The 20,415-nt window shown below is 71.1% G+C and carries 21 protein-coding genes; 9 read left to right on the forward strand and 12 right to left on the reverse strand.

Going from position 1 to position 20,415, the window contains the following annotated elements; genetic code table 11:
* Positions 1 to 16 precede the first annotated feature (16 nt).
* Positions 17 to 673, reverse strand: coding sequence for a maleylpyruvate isomerase N-terminal domain-containing protein (locus tag J5X86_RS15890; RefSeq protein WP_208517446.1), 657 nt, complete (start codon positions 671 to 673; stop codon positions 17 to 19).
* Between the two features lie 157 nt (positions 674 to 830).
* Entirely contained in the window at positions 831 to 1,295 is a 465-nt protein-coding gene (locus J5X86_RS15895; protein WP_014058908.1) for an Rrf2 family transcriptional regulator, read from the reverse strand.
* 210 nt (positions 1,296 to 1,505) lie between these two features.
* Here J5X86_RS15895 and J5X86_RS15900 point away from each other — a divergent pair, with 210 nt between their 5' ends.
* Both J5X86_RS15900 and J5X86_RS15905 read left to right on the forward strand, forming a co-directional pair.
* Positions 1,506 to 4,265, forward strand: coding sequence for an FAD/NAD(P)-binding protein (locus J5X86_RS15900; RefSeq protein ID WP_208517447.1), 2,760 nt, complete (start codon positions 1,506 to 1,508; stop codon positions 4,263 to 4,265).
* Positions 4,266 to 4,593: 328 nt separating this feature from the next.
* Positions 4,594 to 5,112, forward strand: a complete 519-nt coding sequence (locus J5X86_RS15905; RefSeq protein ID WP_208517448.1) for a lytic polysaccharide monooxygenase auxiliary activity family 9 protein — start codon at positions 4,594 to 4,596, stop codon at positions 5,110 to 5,112.
* A gap of 91 nt (positions 5,113 to 5,203) precedes the next feature.
* Here J5X86_RS15905 and J5X86_RS15910 read toward each other — a convergent pair whose 3' ends face one another.
* Positions 5,204 to 6,013, reverse strand: a complete 810-nt coding sequence (locus tag J5X86_RS15910; RefSeq protein ID WP_208517449.1) for an alpha/beta fold hydrolase — start codon at positions 6,011 to 6,013, stop codon at positions 5,204 to 5,206.
* 261 nt (positions 6,014 to 6,274) lie between these two features.
* On the opposite strand from J5X86_RS15910, the gene J5X86_RS15915 reads away from it, so the two are divergent.
* On the forward strand, positions 6,275 to 6,880 hold the full coding sequence (locus tag J5X86_RS15915; RefSeq protein ID WP_208517450.1) for a TetR/AcrR family transcriptional regulator: 606 nt from the start codon (positions 6,275 to 6,277) through the stop codon (positions 6,878 to 6,880).
* 33 nt (positions 6,881 to 6,913) lie between these two features.
* Here J5X86_RS15915 and J5X86_RS15920 read toward each other — a convergent pair whose 3' ends face one another.
* Positions 6,914 to 8,137 (reverse strand): DUF418 domain-containing protein, encoded by a 1,224-nt coding sequence (locus J5X86_RS15920; protein WP_208517451.1) that lies wholly within the window; start codon positions 8,135 to 8,137, stop codon positions 6,914 to 6,916.
* Positions 8,138 to 8,300: 163 nt separating this feature from the next.
* Between J5X86_RS15920 and J5X86_RS15925 the strand changes: the two genes are divergently transcribed.
* Complete coding sequence (locus J5X86_RS15925; protein ID WP_208517452.1) at positions 8,301 to 9,116, forward strand: TetR/AcrR family transcriptional regulator; 816 nt, start codon at positions 8,301 to 8,303, stop codon at positions 9,114 to 9,116.
* A gap of 76 nt (positions 9,117 to 9,192) precedes the next feature.
* On the opposite strand, the gene J5X86_RS15930 is transcribed toward J5X86_RS15925, so the two are convergent.
* The 5 genes from J5X86_RS15930 to J5X86_RS52865 form a co-directional block, all read right to left on the reverse strand.
* Positions 9,193 to 9,654 (reverse strand): ATP-binding protein, encoded by a 462-nt coding sequence (locus J5X86_RS15930; protein WP_208517453.1) that lies wholly within the window; start codon positions 9,652 to 9,654, stop codon positions 9,193 to 9,195.
* A 91-nt stretch (positions 9,655 to 9,745) separates the two neighbouring features.
* Positions 9,746 to 10,780 carry an ABC transporter substrate-binding protein gene (locus tag J5X86_RS15935; protein ID WP_208517454.1) on the reverse strand — a complete coding sequence of 345 codons (1,035 nt, stop codon included), beginning with the start codon at positions 10,778 to 10,780 and terminating at the stop codon, positions 9,746 to 9,748.
* Positions 10,781 to 10,900: 120 nt separating this feature from the next.
* A complete protein-coding gene (locus J5X86_RS15940; protein ID WP_208517455.1) occupies positions 10,901 to 11,698 on the reverse strand; it encodes an ABC transporter ATP-binding protein in 798 nt (265 codons plus the stop codon).
* Positions 11,671 to 12,480: an ABC transporter permease gene (locus J5X86_RS15945; RefSeq protein ID WP_208517456.1), complete on the reverse strand. Its 810-nt coding sequence runs from the start codon at positions 12,478 to 12,480 to the stop codon at positions 11,671 to 11,673. The genes J5X86_RS15940 and J5X86_RS15945 overlap by 28 nt, the downstream gene beginning before the upstream one ends.
* Positions 12,481 to 12,590: 110 nt before the next feature.
* Positions 12,591 to 12,674: a putative leader peptide gene (locus tag J5X86_RS52865; protein ID WP_350203233.1), complete on the reverse strand. Its 84-nt coding sequence runs from the start codon at positions 12,672 to 12,674 to the stop codon at positions 12,591 to 12,593.
* A gap of 101 nt (positions 12,675 to 12,775) precedes the next feature.
* Between J5X86_RS52865 and J5X86_RS15950 the strand changes: the two genes are divergently transcribed.
* Positions 12,776 to 13,195 carry a YjbQ family protein gene (locus J5X86_RS15950; protein WP_208517457.1) on the forward strand — a complete coding sequence of 140 codons (420 nt, stop codon included), beginning with the start codon at positions 12,776 to 12,778 and terminating at the stop codon, positions 13,193 to 13,195.
* Positions 13,196 to 13,293: 98 nt separating this feature from the next.
* On the forward strand, positions 13,294 to 13,512 hold the full coding sequence (locus J5X86_RS15955) for an EF-hand domain-containing protein (protein ID WP_208517458.1): 219 nt from the start codon (positions 13,294 to 13,296) through the stop codon (positions 13,510 to 13,512).
* A gap of 43 nt (positions 13,513 to 13,555) precedes the next feature.
* On the opposite strand, the gene J5X86_RS15960 is transcribed toward J5X86_RS15955, so the two are convergent.
* Together J5X86_RS15960 and J5X86_RS15965 are read right to left on the reverse strand one after the other, a co-directional pair.
* Entirely contained in the window at positions 13,556 to 16,015 is a 2,460-nt protein-coding gene (locus J5X86_RS15960) for an FtsX-like permease family protein (protein ID WP_208517459.1), read from the reverse strand.
* Positions 16,009 to 16,746: an ABC transporter ATP-binding protein gene (locus tag J5X86_RS15965; RefSeq protein WP_208517460.1), complete on the reverse strand. Its 738-nt coding sequence runs from the start codon at positions 16,744 to 16,746 to the stop codon at positions 16,009 to 16,011. The genes J5X86_RS15960 and J5X86_RS15965 overlap by 7 nt, the downstream gene beginning before the upstream one ends.
* A 183-nt stretch (positions 16,747 to 16,929) precedes the next feature.
* Between J5X86_RS15965 and J5X86_RS15970 the strand changes: the two genes are divergently transcribed.
* Both J5X86_RS15970 and J5X86_RS15975 read left to right on the forward strand, forming a co-directional pair.
* The gene (locus tag J5X86_RS15970; RefSeq protein WP_208517528.1) at positions 16,930 to 18,192 is read left to right on the forward strand and encodes a sensor histidine kinase; all 1,263 of its coding nucleotides are present in this window, start codon (positions 16,930 to 16,932) and stop codon (positions 18,190 to 18,192) included.
* On the forward strand, positions 18,165 to 18,824 hold the full coding sequence (locus tag J5X86_RS15975; protein WP_208517461.1) for a response regulator transcription factor: 660 nt from the start codon (positions 18,165 to 18,167) through the stop codon (positions 18,822 to 18,824). The genes J5X86_RS15970 and J5X86_RS15975 overlap by 28 nt, the downstream gene beginning before the upstream one ends.
* Positions 18,825 to 18,857: 33 nt before the next feature.
* Here J5X86_RS15975 and J5X86_RS15980 read toward each other — a convergent pair whose 3' ends face one another.
* A complete protein-coding gene (locus J5X86_RS15980; protein WP_208517462.1) occupies positions 18,858 to 19,487 on the reverse strand; it encodes a TetR/AcrR family transcriptional regulator in 630 nt (209 codons plus the stop codon).
* A gap of 170 nt (positions 19,488 to 19,657) precedes the next feature.
* On the opposite strand from J5X86_RS15980, the gene J5X86_RS15985 reads away from it, so the two are divergent.
* Positions 19,658 to 20,389 (forward strand): SDR family oxidoreductase, encoded by a 732-nt coding sequence (locus J5X86_RS15985; RefSeq protein ID WP_208517463.1) that lies wholly within the window; start codon positions 19,658 to 19,660, stop codon positions 20,387 to 20,389.
* Positions 20,390 to 20,415: the final 26 nt, after the last annotated feature.

The raw sequence follows: 20,415 nt of genomic DNA on the forward strand, positions 1-20,415 counted from the left end.
GACGGAGGCCGGCGGACTATCCGAGGAAGAGCGGGAATTTCGCGGACGGCTCGCCCAGTTCGGCCTGCTCCGCGTCGGTCGGGGCTCGCCGGCCGGTGCCGACCAGCAGTGCGCCCGTGTCGGACCACGACGCCGGGAACGCCGCCCCGGCGATCCGCTCCAGCATCTCGCGTGCCCCGGAGAGGCTCTCGGCGGGCGGTTCCGCCGCGCCCGGGAGGTGTGCGATCAGGTCGAGGTGGTGCAGGGTCCACTCCAGCACGTACACGGAGAGGTAGTCGGCCGCGGTGAACACCTCGTCGCGGGTGCTGACCCACAGGCCCGGGTCGGCGAGCTCGGCCGCGCGTCCGGCGGCGGAGCCGACGTCGTCGAGGTGGAACTTCAGCAGCCACGGCTTCTCGTACGCGGCGGCCATCCGGACGGTCAGCGCGTCGAGCGGGTCGTCGCCGGTCGGTGGCGTTTCGGCGACATCCCAGTAGGTCACCGCGTTGCGCGTCGGTTCCGTCTCGGCGGGCGTCACGAGGGTGATCAGGACGTCCTGGGCGTCGATGATCAGGTGGCACACCAGGTCCCGTACGAGCCAGCCGGCACAGCCGGACGGCCGGGCGAAGTCCTCGTCCGGGAGCTCGGCGACCGCCGTGCGCAACGCCGTCCACGAGCGTGAGAAGAGATCCACGGCCGCAAGCTAGCAGCGCGCGGCCCGCCCGGCGAGCGATTTCTCCCCCCGGCCACGAACGCTGAGTCCGGGCCCGCGAACGGGGGGCAGTGGTGCGTCGATGGGTTCCGCCGGGCCGGCCGCGTCCCGAGTCGTCGAGGCCGTCGGCCCCGGGCCGTCATGTGTCGTAGTGGCGGACGTCGTCGAGGTATTCGCGTGCCCGCGCCTGGACCAGCGGGGGCAGTTCACCGGCGGCCAGATCCGCGAAGGTGGTCTTCTCCAGCACCTGGCGCAGACTCGCCCGCACCGCGCGCCACACATCCGGGAGCACCGCCGCCGCTCCCGGGTACTCCAGACCGCTGAGGCCCACATCCCGTACGTTGGCCAGCGGGCCGTCCATGGCGCGGATCGCGTCGGCGAGGGTGATCTCCTTCGCCGGGCGCGCCAGCAGATATCCCCCTTCCGGACCCCGGACACTGCGCACCAGATGGGCCAGGCGCAGCTCCCGCAGGATGCCGAAGAGGAAACGCAGTGGAATGTCCTGCCGGGTCGCCACCTGCTCGGCGGTCAGGGGTGAGCCCTCCGCGGCCGCCAGTTCGGCCATCGCCCGGACGGCATAGTCCGACTTGGCTGTGATCCGCACCTGGGCAAGTTATCACGCACGTCCGTTTCATGAGCCGAGGCACCATACCGTCAGCTTGGGCACCGGCCTCCGGCCAAGTACTCACCGCCGTTCTGCCATCAGTTCACCAAGTTCATTGAATTGGTGCACTTAGCTGGCTACCGTACCGGTTGCGTGAGCGGGGCACCGGTTCTGCTCGGCCGCCGGTTCCCGGGAAGCAGGAGGTATCACATGGCATCGCCAGAGCCGTGTACGACGTCAGGGCCGTGTACGAGGACTGTCGCCATCGTGGGGGCGGGCGCCGCCGGTGCGCTGGTGGCGATCCAGCTCTGCGAGACCGCGGCACGCCGCCGTACCCCGTTCGAACTCCTGCTGATCGACCCGGCCCCGGAGGCGGGGCGCGGCATCGCCTATTCCACCCTTGACTCGCGCCACCGCCTCAATGTGCCGGCGGGCAAGATGAGCTGTTACCCCGACGACCCGGGACACTTCGTGCGGTGGCTGTGCCACCACGGTGAACCGGGCGTGCGCGGCGGCGACTTCGTGGAGCGCTACCGCTACGGCGCCTACCTCGCCGACACCCTCGGGCGAGCGATCATGGCGGCGCAGGGTGTCGTCACCGTCCGCAGGCTGCGCACCCGGGCCACCGGCTGCCGCTGGACCACCCTCCCCGGCGGGGACCCGACGGCCCGGCTGGAGCTCGCCGATGGCCGGACCGTCGACGCGCACCGTGTGGTGCTGGCGACCGGGCCGTCCCGTGCGAACGCCGAATGGGCGCCGGAGGCACTGCGCGGCAACGACCGCTTCATCGCCGACCCTTGGGCGCCGGGCGCCCTGGACGCCGCCCTCGGACAGGGCGACAAGGAGGATGTCCTCCTCGTCGGCACCGGGCTGACCTCGGTGGACATCGCCATGACGCTCGACCGCCCCGGCCGCACGGTGCACGCCGTCTCCCGTGGCGGAAGGCTGCCGCAGGCGCATGCGGTGGACCCGCTGCCCGCCGCCGCGTGTACGACACCACTGCATGGCCTGCCCCTGCCCGCGCTGCGCGCCGCGGTACGTCAGCACATCGGCCGCGTCATGCAAACCCACGGCGACTGGCGGCCCGCGGTGGACGGGCTGCGCCCGGTCACGGCCGAGATCTGGGCATCGATGTCCACCGAGGAGCGAGCCGAGTTCGTGGCACAGTACGGCTCCCTGTGGAACACCCACCGCCACCGTATGCCCCCGGCCACCGCGGAGGCGGTGGGGCGCATGCGCCGCACCCGGCGGATGCGGACGTACCAGGGGCGGCTCGCTGCCGCCTCGGCGCGGCCCGACGGCTCCCTGACGGTCTCCCTCACCACCGGCGACGGCCCGCGAACACTGCCGGTGGGCTGGGTGGTGGACTGTACGGGGCCGGGCCTGCGGCTGTCGGACACGGCCGACCCGCTGTGGCGGAGCCTGCTCGGCCAGGGCGCCGCGCTGCCCGGCCCGCTGAGCATGGGCGTGGCCACCGACGACGGACGGTTGCACGGCGCCGACGGCAGCAGCACCCGCCCGCTGTGGACCCTCGGCGCTCCCCGCCGTGGCGAGTTGTGGGAAACGACCGCCATCCCGGAGATCCGCGCCCAGGCCGCCACCATCGCCGAGGCGGTCCTCGACCCGTGGACGGCGCCCGCCCTCCCCGCCGGTGGCGGCCCTGTGCGGCGCCGGACACGCCGACCCACGGACGCATCGGGCTTCACCCTCAGCACGCACGCGGCCGCCGCCACCGCCTACCGCCTCGGGGTGGACCGGCTGCTGAAGGTCCGGGCCGGGGCCCCGCAGGCGCTCCGCCGCTCCGTGGCGCTCGACCCCGGATTCGCCCTCGCCCATGCCGCGCTCGCGCTCATCGGCCATGAGTGCGGGGCCGACGTGGACGTTTCCCGGGCCCTGGCCGATGCCCGGCGCGCGGTGCGCGAGCGGGCCGACGACTACGAGCGCTCCTTCGTGGACGTCGTCTCCCGCCGTGTCCTGCACACGCCCGCGGACGGTGACACCGCCCTCCTGCGCCACCTGGAGGAGTACCCGGGCGATGCGCTGGCGCTCGCCGTCGCGGTGCCCACCATCGCGTTCTCCGGTCTGCGCGATCTCGACGGCACTACCGCACTGCGCGTGGTCGAGCGGACCGCCCCGGCGCACGGGGGAAGCTGGTTCCACACGTCCCTGCTCGCCTTCATGCGCCAGGAGGAGGGGCGTTACGACGAGGCCGGAGCCCTGGCCGAGCAGGCGCTGGCCGCCGAGCCCGCCTCCGGACACGCGATGCACGCCCTGGCCCATGTGCACTATGAGCGCGGCGACCACGAGGCGGGCCGTGAGCGACTCGGACGATGGCTGGCCCACCAGGGCCGGGGCGGTACCCACCGCGCCCACTTCTCCTGGCACGCCGCCCTGCATGAACTCGCCCTCGAGGACACGGCGGCGGTGCGCCGCCGGTGGGCGGAGCAGCTGTCCCCCGGGAAGGTGGACGGGGTTCGCGCGCTGGTCGACTCCGGTTCGCTGCTGTGGCGAGCCCGGCTGGCGGGCGCGTGGCAGGGGCCGTTCCCGATTAGCGACGTTCTGGACACGGCTCCCGTGGACGTCCTGGAGCGTCCGGCCACCGCGTTCGTCGCCCTGCACGCCGCCATCGCCCTCACCGCCGCGGGCGACCTGCCGGGGCTGCGGCGGCTGCGGGTCCACGCCCTGCGCGCGGATGAGGTGCAGCGGAGTGTCATCGCCCCGTTGTGCGCGGCGTTCGAGGACATCCTCGAGGAGCGCTGGACCGAGGCGGCACGCGGTTTGGAGCGGCTGCTGCCACGGCTCCCCGGCGTCGGTGGCAGCGCGGCGCAGCGCGAGATCGTCGAGGAGACGCTGCTGTTCGCGCTGGTGTCCGCAGGGCGTTGCGATGCGGCCCGGGGCCGTCTGGAAGAGCGGCTGGACCGCCGTTCGTCCCCCCACGACCGGCGACGGCTGACCGCCCTCTCGTCCTGAACTCCCTCTCGTCCTGAGCCTCTTCATGTTCTGACCGCTCTCGCGTCCGGCTGTCGTCGTGTCCTGACCGCCGGGCGCCCCGGCCCCGGCCCGGCTGGTGAGGGGTATGACATCGGCGGGGATGACAGTGGACCAGACCACATCCGTCTGATGTCTTGACCGTGAACTGACAGACGGTATGGTCTAGACCTAGTGCGGGCGTAGATTCGCGACCGCCTTCGCGGCCCATGAAGCGTTCCGTGCAGCCACCCCCCACATCCCCCCCACATCCTGACCTTCGGTAAGGGCTTCCCGTCCGGCGTGGCGCCCTCACCGCTAAGGAGTTGGCATGAACATGAAACGCAGGGTGTCCGTTTTCGTCGGCGCGGGTATAGCGCCCCTGATCGCGCTGAGCCTCCCGGCGGGCGAGGCAAGCGCGCACGGCTACATCTCGAACCCGCCGAGCCGTCAGGCACAGTGCGCCGCCGGGACCGTGGCCTGTGGCGACATCAAGTACGAGCCGCAGAGCGTCGAAGGTCCCAAGGGGCTGACGAGCTGCAGCGGTGGCAATTCGCGGTTCGCCGAACTCGACGACGACAACAAGGGCTGGGCCGTCACGCCCGTCCCGTCCAGGGCGAGCTTCACCTGGAAACTGACCGCGCGTCACGCGACCAACACCTGGCAGTACTTCGTCGGCGGTCAGAAGATCGCGGAGGTCAACGACGGCGGGGCGCAGCCGGGCGAGACCGTCACCCACCAGGTCGACTTCGGCGGTCTGAAGGGCAAGCAGAAGGTTCTCGCGGTCTGGAACATCGCGGACACCTCCAACGCCTTCTACGCCTGCATCGATGTGAACGTCGGCGGCTGAACGTACGCCATTGAACGCCGGGCCGGTCGCCACCGAGGCGGCCGGCCTTCGCCGTGCGCACGGTGTATGCGCAGGGGCGGTGACGGGCGGGTCAGGGGCGCGGCCGGGTCGTGGCATGGGCGTCGGCGAAGTCCCAGACCACCGGCAGCAGTTGGTCGGGTGTCTCGGACTGGGGCATATGGCCGGTGCCGGACAGCAGCCGGAACTCCGCGTCCGGGACGGCCTGGGCGTACGCACGTCCGTAGTCGGCGTCCACGACCTGGTCGCTCGCGCCCCATGCCACGAGGGTCGGGTGGGCGACCTTGGTCAGGCGCTCGGCCAGGGTGGGATCGGCCATGGCGTGTGGGCCCGAGTACACCTGGAGCGTGGCGCGGTTGGCGGCCATGACCGCGCGCTGCGCCTCGGAGAGCGCGCTGGGGTCGAAGCGGAACTTCGAGGGGTCGTGGAAGGAGAGGCGGGACAGCTCGACGGGCGTCAGGCCGAAGGTGTCGGCGATCGGGTGGCCGGGGACGTGGATCCCGACCGCGTTGACGAGGGTGACGCTGCTGATCCGGTCGCTGCCCAGCGCCGCCAGTTCGGCGGCGATCCAGCCGCCGATGGAGTTGCCGACGACGGCCACGTCCCGCAGATCGAGTGCGTCGAGCAGTTGCGCGTAGACCTGGGCCAGGGTTTTGACGTCGGTCAGCCAGTCGGGGCGGGCGGTGCCGTCGAAGCCGGGGTGGACGGGGGAGAACACCCTGGCCGACCGCTGCTCGGCGAGGAGGCCGGCGAACGGGGCGACGGTCTGCGGGCCGCCGCCTCCGTGCAGGAGCAGGAAGGGATGCCCCTGCCGGCCGTGGAGGTCGACCGTGACATCGAGGGTGCCCTGGTCGAGTGTGAGGGTGTGGGTGGTGCGGGTCATGTTGGGTGCTCCTCAAGTGGGTTGTCTTCTAGGGGAGTTGGCCGGGCCCGGCCGTCAGGCGAAGTCGGTCGCGGGGACCGTGGCGTAGTGGCTCAAGGCCGCGACGGTCGCCTCCGGGAAACCCTGTTCATCGCCGCCTCCATCGTGAGAGCTGACTCTCATGAGAGTAGAGAGAGCGAGCCTCGTTATGCAAGTCCACTCTCACAATGAGGGTGTGTTGCTACGATGGAGGCTGGAGCGAACAGGAGGAGGGGTTCTGCGATGACTGCGCAGGCGGGCACCGGCCGCATCAACCAAAAACAGCGCACCCGCACGGCGATCGTGGCGGCGGCCCGCGAACTCATCGGCACGGGCGCCGAGGTGACCATGCCACTCGTGGCCCGCGCGGCACTGGTGTCGGAGGCCACCGCCTACCGGTACTTCCCCGACCTCCACTCGCTGATCAGCGAGGCGTTGGCGGGCGTCTGGCCGCCGCCCGCCGAGGCGCTCGCGCCGGTCGCGGACTCCGCCGACCCCGTCGAGCGCACCGCCTTCGCCTGCGAGTTCCTGCTCCGCGGCGTGCTCGCCCGCGAGGGGGCGGTACGGGCGATGATCGCGGCCACCATCACCAAGCCCGCCACCGCGACCGCGCGGCCCGGAATCCGTTTCGGGCTCATCGACCATGCGCTCCGGCCACTCGACGGCACCCTCGGGGCGACGGATCCGGAAGCGTTCGCCCAGCTCAAACGGGATCTCGCGGTGGCCGTGAGCGCCGAGGCGCTCTTCACCCTCATGGATCTGTGCGGGCTCGATCCGCAGGCCGCCGTGGCCAGCGCCGTGCGCACCGCGACCACCCTGACGCAGGCCGCGGTGCGCACGATCGAGTAGCGGTGCGGGGTGCTACCAGGCGCCACCGAGCGGCTACCGGCGTCCGTACGTAAGCCTCCGCAGCAGCTTCTCGGCGGGCCCCGGAAGCGAACGGCGCTGCAGGAGATAGGCCCCGGCCACCGTGGCGAGCCAGACCAGGGCGGCGCTCAGGCAAGCGGTGAGCGTCGGGCTGCCGGTGCGCTCTCCGAGCGCGAGGGCGAAGGGGGAGAGCAGCAGCACCCATGCGAGCGACTGGAACAGATAGCCGCTCAGCGACCGCTGGCCCAGGGCCGCAAGCGCCGCCACGGGGAGCTTCGGCCGCGCGTCCGAGCGGGCCTTCGACAGCCGCAGGGCGAGGAGCCCGAACAGCGCCACGTATCCGGGGCCGCCGAACTGGCCGCTCACTTCGTACAGCAACAGGAACGCGTCCGCGGTGGCGCCGTCGACATGCACGAATCCCGCGCTGACGAGGCCGATCGGCGCCCCGCCCGCGAAGGCGATGCCGAGGGCGATCACGGCGGTGCGGATCAGCAGGCGCCGGTGCCGGGCCGGGTCCTCCAGTACGCCCCGGCGCGCGGCCCACGCGCCCAGCCAGACGATCACGATGAACGGCACGACGGTCAGCGTGTGGATCGGCCACTCGCCGAGCCGGTCGGCCACGGACGCGGCGTAGTCGGGGGCCGAGAGCGAATCGACACCGTCCGTCGGCACGGCGGCGGACCCTGATGTGCTGTTCGTGGCGTGGTACACGGCGATGGCCGCCACAACGGCGACGTAGACCACCATCCAGCCCCATAGCCACAGCACGACGCGCTGCACCCGCTCACCGCGGCGCAGCAGCAACAGGGTGAAGAGGATGCCGACGATGCCGTAGGCCCCGAGGAAATCACCGAAGTTGAGCAGCGCGGCGTGCGCGAGACCGAAGGCGACGAGCCACGCGTTGCGCCTCAGCAGCACCGAGCGCGCCGCGCCGGGCCCGGTGCCCTGAGCGTCCTGCCTGCGGGTGAGCTGCACCAGCCCGTAGCCGAACATCACGGCGAACATCGGATAGGCGCGAGCGTGCACGAAGACGAACATGGCGAGGTTGAACCCGCGCTCCCAGCCGTGGGGGGACGCCTCGGCGCCCGGCTGGTTGCCGAAGGCGAACACCGCGGCGTTCGCGAGCGCGATGAACAACAGCATGGTGCCCCGGGCCAGGTCGGGCGCCAGGGCCCGTTCGGTCCGGCGCACAGGGCCCCGTGCGGGGCCCGGGGCATGGGACTGCGTTATGGCTGTCACCTGGAACTCTCTCCGTCCTGACATGAGGGCCCAAGGGGCAACGGGACATGAACGAGCCCTCGGCCCCGGCTTAGTATAAGCCATAATCTATATGCGGAAAACTAAGTAGCCGTGCGCCATGATGTACCTGGTGAGCAACCGAGGTACGAGAAGGAGAAGCGCCATGTCGGCCGACCAGGAGGAGGCGCCCGCCGAGCTGGCCCGCCTGTGGAGACTCCCGGTATCGGTCTCGGGCCTCGGCCGGCCCGCCGCGCTCGACACCGAGCGCGTGGTGCGTACGGGAGTGGAACTGGCGGACCGCGACGGGCTGCCGGGCGCGACGCTGCCGAAGATCGCGAAGGAGCTGGGCGTCTCCCCGATGTCCCTCTACCGCCACGTCGGATCCAAGGACGAGCTCCTCGTCCTCATGCGGGACCTGGCGCTCGGCGCTCCGCCCGACGTCGAGACCGCTCCCGACCGATGGCGTGCGGGGCTACGGCAGTGGACCGTCGCCCAGCGGCTGGTCAACCACGACCGGCCCTGGCTTCCCCGGCTCCCCATCGCGGGGCCGCCGATGGGACCCCATGAGATCGCGTGGATGGAAGCGGGCCTGAGCGCGCTGAGCGGCACGGAACTCGACTGGGCCGCCAAGGTCGGCAGTCTGACCCTGCTCAGCGGCTATGTGCGCCACGCCTCCCTGCTCGCCCAGGAACACGCGCAGGGCAGGAGCGAGACGGGCCTGAGTCAGGAGGAGACCGAACGGGCCTACGGCAGGACCCTGGCGCGGCTCATCACCCCGGACCGCTTTCCGCAGGTGGCGCTGCTTTTCTCCTCGGGCCTGTTCGAAGCGGCGCCCGATGGCGCGTACGACGACCCGGCGACCGACCACGACTTCGTCTTCGGCCTCGAACGCGTCCTCGACGGGATCGCCGTGGCCGTCGACCGTGCGCGGACGGCGACGGGGGAGCGGGCGGCGACGGGGGAGGGGGCGGCGCCGTAACGCGGGGGCTCGCGCAGCTCCCCGGCTCGGGCCCGGCGGCCCGGACGGAGCGTCGTCAGGTGGGTGGCGGAGCAGGTCACCTCGGTGTCGGGGCAGCGGCATGCCCCCTCGCCCGCCCTCGCCGGGCGACGATCGCGTTCACGGTCTTGCCGCCCGGCTCCTCGCTGACGGCGGTGGCGGTGGCCATGTCGCAGATCATCGCCCAGCCGAATCCGCCGCCCTCCCCGCGGACATCCGGAGTGCGCCGCTGGGGCGGTACGTGACTGGCATCACCGACGGCGATGGCGATGGCATCAGGGTGCGCCGACAGGCGCAGCGAACAGAACTGGCCGCCCGAGTGCCGTACGGCATTGGTGACAAGCTCCGAGACGACCAGCACCACCGCCTCGGCGGCGCCCTGATCGGGCGCCGGATGCAGGCTTTCCAGGAAGGTGCCGGTGAGATGCCGTGCGTGCGAGGCTGCTTCGGGGCGGCACTCCAGGGTTGCCCGCAGCGCGGACGGCGGGGTAGCCGTCCGCTGGGCCGTGGCGGTGTGCATGACGCTCACCTCATTTCATCGGGTGCGTTTCGCGCGGTTTTGACGATGCAGACGCGCTTACCCGATGCGACGCTTCCGAAAAGGGGTGTCCTCAGGATCCCTTTCCATAGGTGCGCGGTGCGGAGGTGGACGGCGGCAGATCGCCGTTGAAGCGGGTGTCCACGTAATCGGCGAACTGGAAGCGGCGCGGGGTGAGCTTCAGCTTCGCGAAGGTATCCGCGATCTCCTGCTCGGAGGCGACTGCGGGCTTGTCGACCGCGACGTACACCCGGGTGCCGTTGGTCCGCTTCACGGAGTCCAGCGCCACCTGGTACGGCAGCCCGGTCTCCTTGCCCCACACCTTGGCCCACGCCTCGGGGTGCTTGTAGACCCAGTCCTGGGCCCGCCGCAGCCGCCCGAGATAGTCCTTGATGACCTTCGCCTTCTTCTTGTCCCCGAGGGAGGAGGGGTTGGCGACCTGGAAGTTGAGGCCGTTGACCACGCCCTTGCCCGTGGTGAGGACCCGCCCGTCCGACTGGCGCAGCGCCTGGGAGGTGTACGGGTCCCAGACGGCCCAGGCGTCCACCTTGCCGCGGGTGAAGGCGGCCAGGGCGTCGGCGGGCTGCAGGAACTTGACCTGCACGTCCTTGATCGAGAGCCCGGCCTTGGCGAGCGAGGCGACCAGTTGGTAGTGGGCCGAACTGCCCTGAGCGACCGCTACCGACTTGCCCTTGAGGTCGGTGGTCTTCTTCAGCGGCGACCCCTTCTTGACCACGATCGCCTCGCCGTCGGCCGTACCGCGCTTGGCGGCCACGACCTTGATGTCGGACTTGGCGGCCGCGGCGAAGACGGGCGGGGTGTTGCCCACCCCGCCGATGTCCACGGCCTTGGCCCCCACGGCCTCCAGGATCGGCGGGCCGGAGGTGAACGTCGACCACTTGATCTTGTAGGGAAGGTTGTCGAGCTGCCCGGCGGCGCGCAGCACCGCCTCGTCGTTGCCCTTCTGGTCCCCGACGTTGAGGGTCACATCGCCCTTGCCGTCGGTGCTGCCGGAGGAGCCGGAGCCGTTGTGCGGCGTCGAGCTGACGCATGCGGACAGCAGCAGGGCGAGGGGGAGGGACAGGGCGGGGAGGATGCGCCGTCTCATGTCAGCAGGGTCCGTTCGGGATGGTCGGGAAGTGCGGGTAGTACGAGAAGTGCGGGGAGATCGCGAGAGGGCGCGATCGGTTGCAGACGTGGGGGCGGTACGGGGGAAACCAAGCAACCCTCAGGCGACCTTGTGGACGGCCGGCTCGGGCGCCTTCACACCCAGCCGGTCCAGAAGCTCGGTGCGCAGCTCGGCGAGGAGCGGATCGGCGATGTCGCGCGGCCGGTCCCGGTCCACCCGGATCTGATGCGCGATGACGCCCCCGTCCATCACCAGGACGCGATCGGCGAGCAGCAGGGCCTCCTCCACGTCATGCGTGACCAGCAGCACCGCGCAGCCGCGCCGCTGCCACAACTCGGCGACCAGCTGCTGGGCCGTGATCCGGGTGAGCGCGTCCAGCGCGCCGAACGGCTCGTCCAGCAGCAGCAGATCGGGCTCGCGCACCAGCGCACGGGCGAGCGAGGCGCGCTGGGCCTCACCGCCGGAGAGGGTCTTGGGCCAGGCGTCGACGCGGTGGCCGAGGCCGACCTCCTTCAGTGCCTGCTCGGCCACGGCCCGCCCCGGGCGGCCGGGCAGCCCGAGCAGCACATTGCGCCAGACCCGCTTCCAGGGCATCAGCCGTGGCGCCTGGAAGGCGACGGCCTTGCGGCGCGGCACCAGCACCTCGCCCTCGATCTCCCGGTCGAGCCCGGCGAGCACCCGCAGCAGCGTGGACTTGCCGCAGCCGCTGCGACCGAGCAGCACCACGAACTCGCCTGCCTCGACGTCGAGTTGGAGGTTGTCGATGACCGGGCGGCCGTCGAACGAGCGAGTCAGCGAGCGAACCCGCACCGCCGCATCGCCGCTCTCGCCCCCAGCCTTCCCCTTCTCCAACTCCTTCTCCAGGGAGTTCACTTGCCGGTGAAGTTCGGTCGCCATTGCAGCAGCAGCCTCTCCAGAGTGCGGACGATGAAATCGGCGAGCAGGCCGAGGGCGGCGTAGACGATCAGGCAGACGACGATCACATCGGTCTGGAAGAACTCCCGCGCGCGGTTGAGCAGAAAGCCGATCCCGTCATCGGCGTTGATGGTCTCGCCGAAGACCAGCGCCAGCCAGGCGGTGGCGAGCGAGTAGCGCAGCCCGGTCATCGCGCCGGGGAGCGCCCCGGGCAGCACCACATGGCGGATCAGCCCCCAGCGGCCGAGCCCCAGGGCGGTCCCGGCCTCGATGAGCTGGGCGTCCACGCCCCGGATGCCCGCGTAGACGTTCAGATAGAGATGGAAGGTGACGCCCAGTGCGATGAGCGCGATCTTCGGGGCCTCGCCGATGCCCATCCAGATGATGAACAGCGGGATCATGCCGACCCAGGGGATGCTGCGCAGCATCTGCACGCTCGCGTCGACGAGGTCCTCGCCGAGCCGGGAGAGCCCGGAGATCAGCGCGAGCGCGACGCCGATCACCCCGCCGATCACCAGTCCGATCAGCACCCGTTGCACCGACACCAGCATGGCGTGCGGGAGGGTGCCGTCCTTGAGCAGGTCGGAGGCGGTACCGGCGATGGTGCCGGGCGAGGCCAGGATGTCGGAGGGCAACACACCGGTGGCGCTGGACACTTGCCAGAGCACCAGCAGCAGAAGGGGTCCGGTCGTGCGGCGCAGCCAGCGCGGCACGGGGCGGCGGCGCGCGGAGAGCGGCACGACCGGTTCGAGAACCGGGGACATGGGGGCTCCACAAAAGGGGTACGCCTCGATGCCCGTAGGCCACGACGGTCAGCGTGGTACGGCGGAACGAGACAGCGGCGAGCGGGAGGAGTGGGGAGGGAGAAGAAAGGTCAGCGGAGGCCGGGACACGCGGCGGACGCCACCCGCAGCAGGTCGATATGACCGCGCGTGGTGAGCAGGGCTGACGTAGACATGCCCTTGAAGTTAGCGACGGTGTCCGGAACCGGTCAACGGTGTCTTGCCCCTCGGACCTTTGTTGCGGGAGTTTTACGCGGCGGCGTACCAGGATGGCTCCATGAGCACATTCCGTACCCACACCATCAACGTCACCACCGGCTCCACCGAGACCGTCGCCGACCTCACCGCCGACTGCCAGGCGTATCTACGGGAGGTGGCGGGCGGCGGCGACGGCCTGCTCAACATCTTCGTCCCGCATGCCACGGCCGGGATCGCGATCCTGGAGACGGGCGCCGGCAGCGACACCGATCTGCTCCTCGCACTGCGCGATCTGCTCCCCGCCGACGACCGCTGGCGCCACCGCCACGGCAGCCCCGGCCACGGCCGTGACCACGTCCTCCCCGCCCTCGTACCCCCACACGCCACCCTCCCGGTCATCGGCGGCGGGCTGGCGCTGGGCACCTGGCAGTCGGTGTGCCTGGTCGATACGAACGTCGACAACCCGGACCGCCAGGTCCGGCTGAGCTTCCTGGGCTGAACAGCCCTGTCCGGATGCCGCCTCGGCGTGATGGAGGGGCCCGCGGATGGCCGGGATAGTCTGGGCCGGTCAGCGAAGATCGCACATAGGCGGAGCACATGACAGACATCATGGAGACAGCGGCGCGCACGGTGTTCGAGCGCTACGACCTCGACGGCGACGGTCTGGTCACCGCGGATGAATTCCGGCAGGTCGTCGCGGAGCTGGAGGGCCAGGAGATCACCGCGGCGGCGGCCCAGGCGCTGATCGACTCGCTCGACACCAACGGCGATCGCCAGATGTCCTTCGAGGAGTTCTGGGCGGCCATGAACCGCTGACACTGCTGCCTCCGGCACGTGAGCGTGCCGGAGGCGACGGGGGTCACTCCCGTAGGCCCGCCAGTTCCACTGCCCGGCGACGCAGGGCGAACGCGGCGGGGACGACCGACGAGATCACGCTGAGTACCGCGCAGGCGCCGACGACAGTGCCGATGGCCGTCCAGGGGATGTCGATCGTGGCCCACACCGACAGCAGCGCCAGAGCACTCCACATGCCCACCAGGTTGAGCCCGGCGACCAGGAGGCCCAGGACCGCGCCGACCGTGACCACCATCAGCGCCTCGGCTCCCACCAGCCGCAGCACCTGCCACGTGGTGGCTCCGGCCAGGCGCAGCACGGCCAGGTCGCGGATGCGGTCGGACGTCGCCATGACCATGGTGTTGGCCAGGGAGATGCCCGTGTAGAGGAGGGCGATGCCAAGGACCAGGAGCAAGCCGAGCCGGGTCGTCCGGTTCGTGGTCTCGGGGTAACTCGCCTTCAGCCATTGGTCTTTGGTGAGGACGTGTCCGCCGGTGGTGTGCACCGCGGCGCGCAGCCCGGTGGCCGCGGCGTGCGCGTCGGCACCGCGGGTGAGGGCGACGTCGATCCGGTCGACGGTAGCGCCCGGGGCGTTGCGCGGGGTGACGTAGACCCCGTTGTTGCCGGTGCCGATGGCCATCACCGCCGCGATCCGCAGCGACCTCTTCGTGCCGTTGCCGAGCCACACCCGCACATGCTCGCCCACGGTGTGCCGCTGCCACTCCTCGTTGACGATGATCGAGTCGTCATCGAGATCGCTTGTCTTTCCGGCGTTGATGGGCAGCCGGGTCGTGGCGGCGAGCGGGCCGGGGTCTGCGGCACGGGCGTCGGACGTGACGAGCGACGTACCGTCCTCCAGGACATGGACGGCGCTCGAAGAGGTCGCGGACACCTCGACGCCGGGCACCTCGCGCAGCTTTCGCACCGTTGCCGTATCGAAGCCCGCCCCGTCGGCGGGGGTGATGACGAATGCGGCGGCCATCTGCTGACGGGTCTCGGTGGCCCTGGCCCGGTTCAGTGTCGCGGTGGCGCCCAGAAGTGAACCGGCGAGGGCGACCGTGACCAGTACGGGTGCCGCGACGGCGGCCGTGCGGCGTACACCGGCGGCGGCGTTCTCCCGCACCAGCATGCCGCCGGCACCGGGCAGCCGGGCCGGGAGCCAGGCGATCAGCCGGGTCAGTGGTCGTACCGCCACCGGCGCGAGCAGCGCGACCGCCGTGATCAGCAGCATCGGCCGGCTCACGTAGGTCTTCCGATGCAGCAGCTCACCCGGGTCCGTGACCAGGGCCAAGCACAGGGTCACGGTGGCGGTCACCAGCAGGGCCAGGCCGGACAGCCGGCGCCCCCGGGTCATCGTCCCGTTGTCCACGGACGCCTCGCGCAGTGTCTGTGCGGGGCCGGTGCGGCCGGCTCGCCAGGACGCGGCTGCCGCGCCGCACAGCGCGATGAGCAGCCCCGTCCAGAAGGCCATGTGGTACGGCCAGGTGTGGTCGCCGATGGTGAACCAGCTCGGCGCGAGACCACCGTCGACCACCCAATCGGCCAGCCGCGGCGCACCGTACGCGCCGATCAGACAGCCGGTGGCCGAGGCGAGCACGCCGACCACGAGGGCTTCGGCGAAGACCATCCGGCGGATCTGGCCCGGCGTCGCTCCCGCCGTGCGCAGCAGCCCGAGCTCCCGGCGCCGCTGGGCGACCGCGAACGCGAAGGTGGAGGCCACCACGAACACCGACACGAAGGCGCTGACACCGCCGGCCGTGCCGAACATGGCGTTCATCGCGGTGAGGGCCTCCCTGTCCCGGTCCGGGGCGGGTTCGGCGTAGCGGCGTCCCTCCCCGGTGAGGACCCGGACGCCGTCGTTGCCGCGCACGGCCTCGCGTACGGCTGCCGGGTCGGCGTCCACGACGAACTGTGGGGAGACCGGCGACAGTTGGGCTGCGCGTGCGTCGGTGTAGAAGACGGCGTTCTCGAAGTCGCGCCTCGCGACGGTTCCGACGACATGTACGGTGCCGCGATCGGTCCGTACGCGCTCGCCCGGTTTCGCCCAGGCTCCGCTGACCACGACCTCGTCGGCCGCGCGGGGCGGGCGTCCGGCATCGATCCGGTACGGGGTGAAGGCGGCGGTCGACCAGGGATGCCCCACCAGGTCCTTTGGCCCGCCCCGCGCGTGTACGGTGAAGGACCGGTCCGCGACGACGGCGCCGAGCCTTCTCAGCTTCGCGACGGTCTCGGCGGGCACGGCGCGCGGGTGTGCCAGCTTCTGGACCCGGACGCCGACCGAGGTGGGCACCCGCAGGGTGTCGGCTCCTTTGACCACGACCGGTGCGGCGGCGAACCGCTCGGGTGCACGGTCGGGTGCGTCCAGTGACGAGGCGAGCGCCAGGCCCATCACCGCGGTCAGCGCGACGCCGAGCGAGAGGGCGACGAAGCTGCCGACACAGGTGATCCAGCGAGTGCGCAAGGTGCCCAGGGCGACGCTCAGCACGGCACGGCCTCCAACGTGGCCATGCGCGCGGCGATGGTGTCGGCGCCGGCCCCGGCCAACTCGCCGCTCACCCGTCCGTCGACGAGGAAGAGCACACGGTCGGCGTAGGAGGCGGCCACCGGGTCATGCGTGACCATGATGATCGTCTGGCCCTCGCTGTCGACCATGCCGCGCAGCAAGGTCAGCACCTCACGGCCGGTCCGCGAGTCGAGGGCACCGGTTGGTTCGTCGCCGAAGAGCACATCGGGCCGGGTGATCAGAGCGCGGGCCAGGGCGACGCGCTGCTGCTGGCCGCCGGACAGCTCCGCCGGCCGGTGCCGCGCCCGTTCGCCGAGCCCGACCTGCTGGAGCACCTCACGTACCCGGGCCGTGGAGGGGCGGTGGCCGGCGAGGCGCAGGGGCAGGGTCACGTTCTGCTCGGCGGTCAGGGACGGCAGCAGGTTGAACGCCTGGAACACGAACCCGATGCGCCGGCGGCGCAGCAGGGTCAGCTTGGTCTCGCTCAGCGTCGTCAGCTCGGTCCCGCACAGGGTGACCGATCCCGATGTGGGGCGGTCCAGCCCCGCGGCACACTGCATCAGGGTCGACTTGCCCGAGCCGGACGGGCCCATGACGGCGGTGAACGTTCCCCGGGGGAACGAAAGCGAGACCTGGTCGAGCGCCGTCACCGCGCCGTCGCCGTTGACGTAGCGTCTGCTGACGGAGCACATCTGGATCGCCTCATCGTTCATGGCCCTTTCTCCTTCTGTTCGGTGACTCCACGAAACCGGGTGCGGGCACCACGACGCAGTACGGCAGAAGCGAGTCCTGGGGTAGGGCCAGGCATACCCCCGATGGTCTGCCTGGCCCGATGGCACCGGCGGAGCGGGACTTCTACGGTGACCTCCATGCATCCGCGGAATGTGTGGCAAGCCATGTCCAGGCCGGGCTTCCTGCTGTCCTCGTGGCCGTGGCGCTCCGCCGGATACCTGCTCACCGGAGCGGTGACCGGTGCCGTCGCCCTCGTGGTGATCGGGGCCATGGCGGCGGCCGGAGTCGTTCTCGCCATCGCGCTGGTGGGGCTCCCGCTGCTCGTTCTCGCGGCCCTCGCCGGTATCCCGGTGGCCTGGGTGGAACGGCACAGGATGCGCCTGATCGACCCGGGTCCGGCTGTCGACCAGCACCGGGCGCCCACTGCCCATGGCCTGTGGGCCTGGCTGACGACGCGCATGAGGGAGCAGGCGACGTGGCGGGAGCTGGGCCATGCCCTGCTGTTCGCCGGGCTGCTGTGGCCGGTCGACGCGCTCGTCGTCGCGGTTGCCCTGCTCGCCCCGCTGTCCATGGTCGCAACGCCGCTGCTGATGTTCACGGTCGGTGGCGGTGAGGAGGTGAAGGTGCTCAAGCAGTGGACCGTCACCACCTGGCCGGCGGCCTTCGCAACAGCCGCGCTCGGGGTGGTGATCATGGGGCTGTGCGCCTATGTCCTGGGGGTGGTGGCCGGTGCCCGGGCCGCACTGACGCGGGTGCTGATCGCTTCGCGCGAGGTCGACCTGGGCACGCGGGTTGTTGAGTTGACCCGCTCCCGCCTTCGGCTGGTGGACGCCTTCGAGGCGGAACGTCGCCGCATCGAGCGCGATCTGCACGACGGGGCGCAGCAACGGCTGGTGGTGCTGACGATGACGCTCGGTCTGGCCCGTTTGGACGCACCTCCCGGGCCAGTCGCCGATCAGCTCGCGAAGGCTCACGAGGAGGCGGACAAGGCCCTCGCGGAGCTGCGCGAACTCATCCACGGCATCCACCCCAAGGTCCTCTCGGACCACGGCCTCCCCGCGGCCGTCGCCGACGCCGCGGACCGCTCCGCGATTCCCGTGGACGTGGAGCTGGCCCTGCCCGGGCGGTTGCCCCAAGCGGTCGAGGCCGCCGCGTACTTCGTCGTGTGCGAGGCCCTCACCAACATCGCCAGGCACAGCGGGGCGAGCCGCGCGGAGGTGAGCGGGAGACACCGGGACGGACGACTCTTCCTCCACGTGCGCGACAACGGCCGGGGCGGTGCGGACGCCGGCGCCGGAACCGGTCTGACCGGACTCGCGGACCGGGTTTCGGCGCTGAATGGCAGAATTTCCCTGTCCAGTCCGCCGGGCGGACCGACCCTGTTGCGTGTGGAGTTCCCTTGCGTACGGACCGACCGCTCCGCGTAGTACTGGCCGAGGACAGCGTGCTGCTGAGAGAGGGGCTCATCGGCCTGCTCAGCCGCTGCGGGCATGACGTCGTCGCGGCCGTCGGTGACGCTCCCGCGCTGCTCGCCGCGGTCGAAGAGCACGTTCCCGACATCGTCCTGACGGATGTGCGCATGCCCCCGGGGTTCCAGGACGAGGGACTGCACGCGGCGGTGCGGCTGCGCGAGAAGCGGCCCACGCTGCCCGTCCTGGTCCTCAGCCAGTATGTGCAGCGGACGTACGCCTCGGAACTGCTGGACTCCGGTGACGGCTCGGGCGTCGGCTACTTGCTGAAGGACCGGGTCGGGCAGGTGGAGGATTTCGTGGACGCCCTGTGCGAGGTCGCGGACGGTGGCACCGTCGTGGACCCCGAAGTGGTGCGCCGGCTGCTGCGCCGACACCGCGATCCGCTGGACCGGCTCACCGCGCGGGAGCGGGAGGTGCTGGGGCTGATCGCCGAGGGCAAGTCGAACGGTGCCATCGCCCGGGAACTGGTGGTGTCCGAGGCTGCGGTGGGCAAGCACATCAGCAGCATCCTCACCAAGCTGGACCTTCCCCCAGCGGACGAGACACATCGCAGGGTGCTGGCAGTGCTCGCCTACCTGCGGGCGTGACGCGGGGGACGACCGGAAGGACCGGTCCGGCTATCACTTGCCGGTGAGTTTCTCCATCACCTCGTAGACCTGTTCCGGGGTGAGCGGGCCGACGGGGAGTGGCCGGCGGACGGCCTCGGTGCGCAGTCCGTCGAGGAGGAAGGCGATATTGCGGCGCCAGGCGTCAGGGGCCGTGCGGGGGGTGGCTCGGGCCAGCACGGAGTTGGAGCCGAGGACGAACACCAGGTCCTCGGTGGTGAAGTCGCGGCGTAGCGCACCCGCGTCCTGGGCCCGTTCGATGATGCGCTTGGCGGCGTCCAGCGTCCGGCCGCAGACGGCCATGAGGCGCTCGGCGCCCGGGTAGCGGCCCCCGACCACATCGGCGACCGCCGGATCGACGGCCTGCATCCGGCAGAGCTGCTCGATGTAGTACGCGAACCCCTCCCAGGCGTCCTCGCGGGACAAGGCCCGCTCGGCGATCTCCTCCAGGCGCTCGGCCGCCAGGTCCGTCACCACCTCGTCGATGAGCGCCTCGCGAGTGCCGAAGAGGTTGTAGAGCGTTCCGTGGCTCACCCCGGCCCGCCGGGCGATCTCCTTCAGCGGTACGTGGAGGCCGCGTTCCTGGAACAGCTCGGCGGCGGCTGCCCGCAGCTTCTCCGCGTTTCGTTGTGCGTCGGCCCGCATCCGGTCGTTCCTCCTGGTCCTGGCGTGGCGTCCTTCATGGTCGCATTCTCCCGCGGGACTAACTTGACCCTGCGGTCAAGTTTCATGTTACCGTCGACGGCATAAGTTGACCCAATGGTCAAGTTAGCTGATCCAGAGCTGATCCAGAGCTGATCCAAAGGAGAGCCCCCATGTCCAAAGTGATCGCCGTCTTCGGGGCCGGTACCGGTCTCGGTGTGTCCGTGGCCTGCCGGTTCGGGCGCGAAGGCTTCCGGGTCGCCCTGGTGGCGCGCCGCAAGGACCGCCTGGACGGGCTTGTCGAGCGGCTTGCCGGCGAAGGCATCGAGGCGGCCGCCTTCTCCGCCGATCTGTCGAAGCCCGCCGAGGTGCCCGCCCTGATCGCGGCCATCCGCGACCGCTTCGGCCGGATCGACGCCATCGAATACGGGCCGATCAGCGGTGACCAGGGCTTCACCGCCGCCACTCAGCTGAATACGGCCACCTTGGAGGGGCTGATGCCGCTGCTCCTGTTCACCCCGGTGGAGGTGGTCCGCGCCGTGCTGCCGGAGTGGACCGAGCGCGGCGACGGCGCCTTCCTGCTGACCCAGGGCTACTCGGCGGCGCAGCCGATACCCCACCTCAGCGGCGTGGGCCCGGTGATGGCCGCTACCCGCAACTACCTGTACTCGCTCAATGGTGAGCTCGCCGACACCGGTGTCTACGCGGGTACCCTCACGATCGGGGCCCTGATCGAGCGCAGCGAGATGGCGGAGTTGGCCGTGGCCAACGTCGACGCGTTCGCGAACTTCCCGGTCGCCGACCCGGACGACCTCGCCGAGTACTACTGGGACATGTACACCAAGCGCGACCGCGTCGAGCAGTTCCACCCCGAGCCCCCGGCCGCGCAGGCCACCGCCGGGTGACCCGCGGGGCCAGGGACTCGGGCGGT

It is taken from the genome of Streptomyces sp. NEAU-YJ-81 (assembly GCF_017592595.1).
Classification (GTDB): Bacteria; Actinomycetota; Actinomycetes; order Streptomycetales; family Streptomycetaceae; genus Streptomyces; species Streptomyces hygroscopicus_B.

Bases quoted from the DNA above. Each gene is read 5' to 3' on its own strand.
- J5X86_RS15985 (WP_208517463.1), top strand. From the start codon at position 19,658: ATGTCCAAAGTGATCGCCGTCTTCGGGGCCGGTACCGGTCTCGGTGTG.
- J5X86_RS15970 (WP_208517528.1), top strand. From the start codon at position 16,930: ATGTCCAGGCCGGGCTTCCTGCTGTCCTCGTGGCCGTGGCGCTCCGCC.
- J5X86_RS15905 (WP_208517448.1), top strand. From the start codon at position 4,594: ATGAACATGAAACGCAGGGTGTCCGTTTTCGTCGGCGCGGGTATAGCG.
- J5X86_RS15935 (WP_208517454.1), bottom strand. From the start codon at position 10,780: ATGAGACGGCGCATCCTCCCCGCCCTGTCCCTCCCCCTCGCCCTGCTG.
- J5X86_RS15980 (WP_208517462.1), bottom strand. From the start codon at position 19,487: ATGCGGGCCGACGCACAACGAAACGCGGAGAAGCTGCGGGCAGCCGCC.
- J5X86_RS15940 (WP_208517455.1), bottom strand. From the start codon at position 11,698: ATGGCGACCGAACTTCACCGGCAAGTGAACTCCCTGGAGAAGGAGTTG.
- J5X86_RS15955 (WP_208517458.1), top strand. From the start codon at position 13,294: ATGACAGACATCATGGAGACAGCGGCGCGCACGGTGTTCGAGCGCTAC.
- J5X86_RS15910 (WP_208517449.1), bottom strand. From the start codon at position 6,013: ATGACCCGCACCACCCACACCCTCACACTCGACCAGGGCACCCTCGAT.
- J5X86_RS52865 (WP_350203233.1), bottom strand. From the start codon at position 12,674: ATGTCTACGTCAGCCCTGCTCACCACGCGCGGTCATATCGACCTGCTG.
- J5X86_RS15945 (WP_208517456.1), bottom strand. From the start codon at position 12,480: ATGTCCCCGGTTCTCGAACCGGTCGTGCCGCTCTCCGCGCGCCGCCGC.
- J5X86_RS15925 (WP_208517452.1), top strand. From the start codon at position 8,301: ATGTCGGCCGACCAGGAGGAGGCGCCCGCCGAGCTGGCCCGCCTGTGG.
- J5X86_RS15915 (WP_208517450.1), top strand. From the start codon at position 6,275: ATGACTGCGCAGGCGGGCACCGGCCGCATCAACCAAAAACAGCGCACC.
- J5X86_RS15930 (WP_208517453.1), bottom strand. From the start codon at position 9,654: ATGCACACCGCCACGGCCCAGCGGACGGCTACCCCGCCGTCCGCGCTG.
- J5X86_RS15965 (WP_208517460.1), bottom strand. From the start codon at position 16,746: ATGAACGATGAGGCGATCCAGATGTGCTCCGTCAGCAGACGCTACGTC.
- J5X86_RS15900 (WP_208517447.1), top strand. From the start codon at position 1,506: ATGGCATCGCCAGAGCCGTGTACGACGTCAGGGCCGTGTACGAGGACT.
- J5X86_RS15950 (WP_208517457.1), top strand. From the start codon at position 12,776: ATGAGCACATTCCGTACCCACACCATCAACGTCACCACCGGCTCCACC.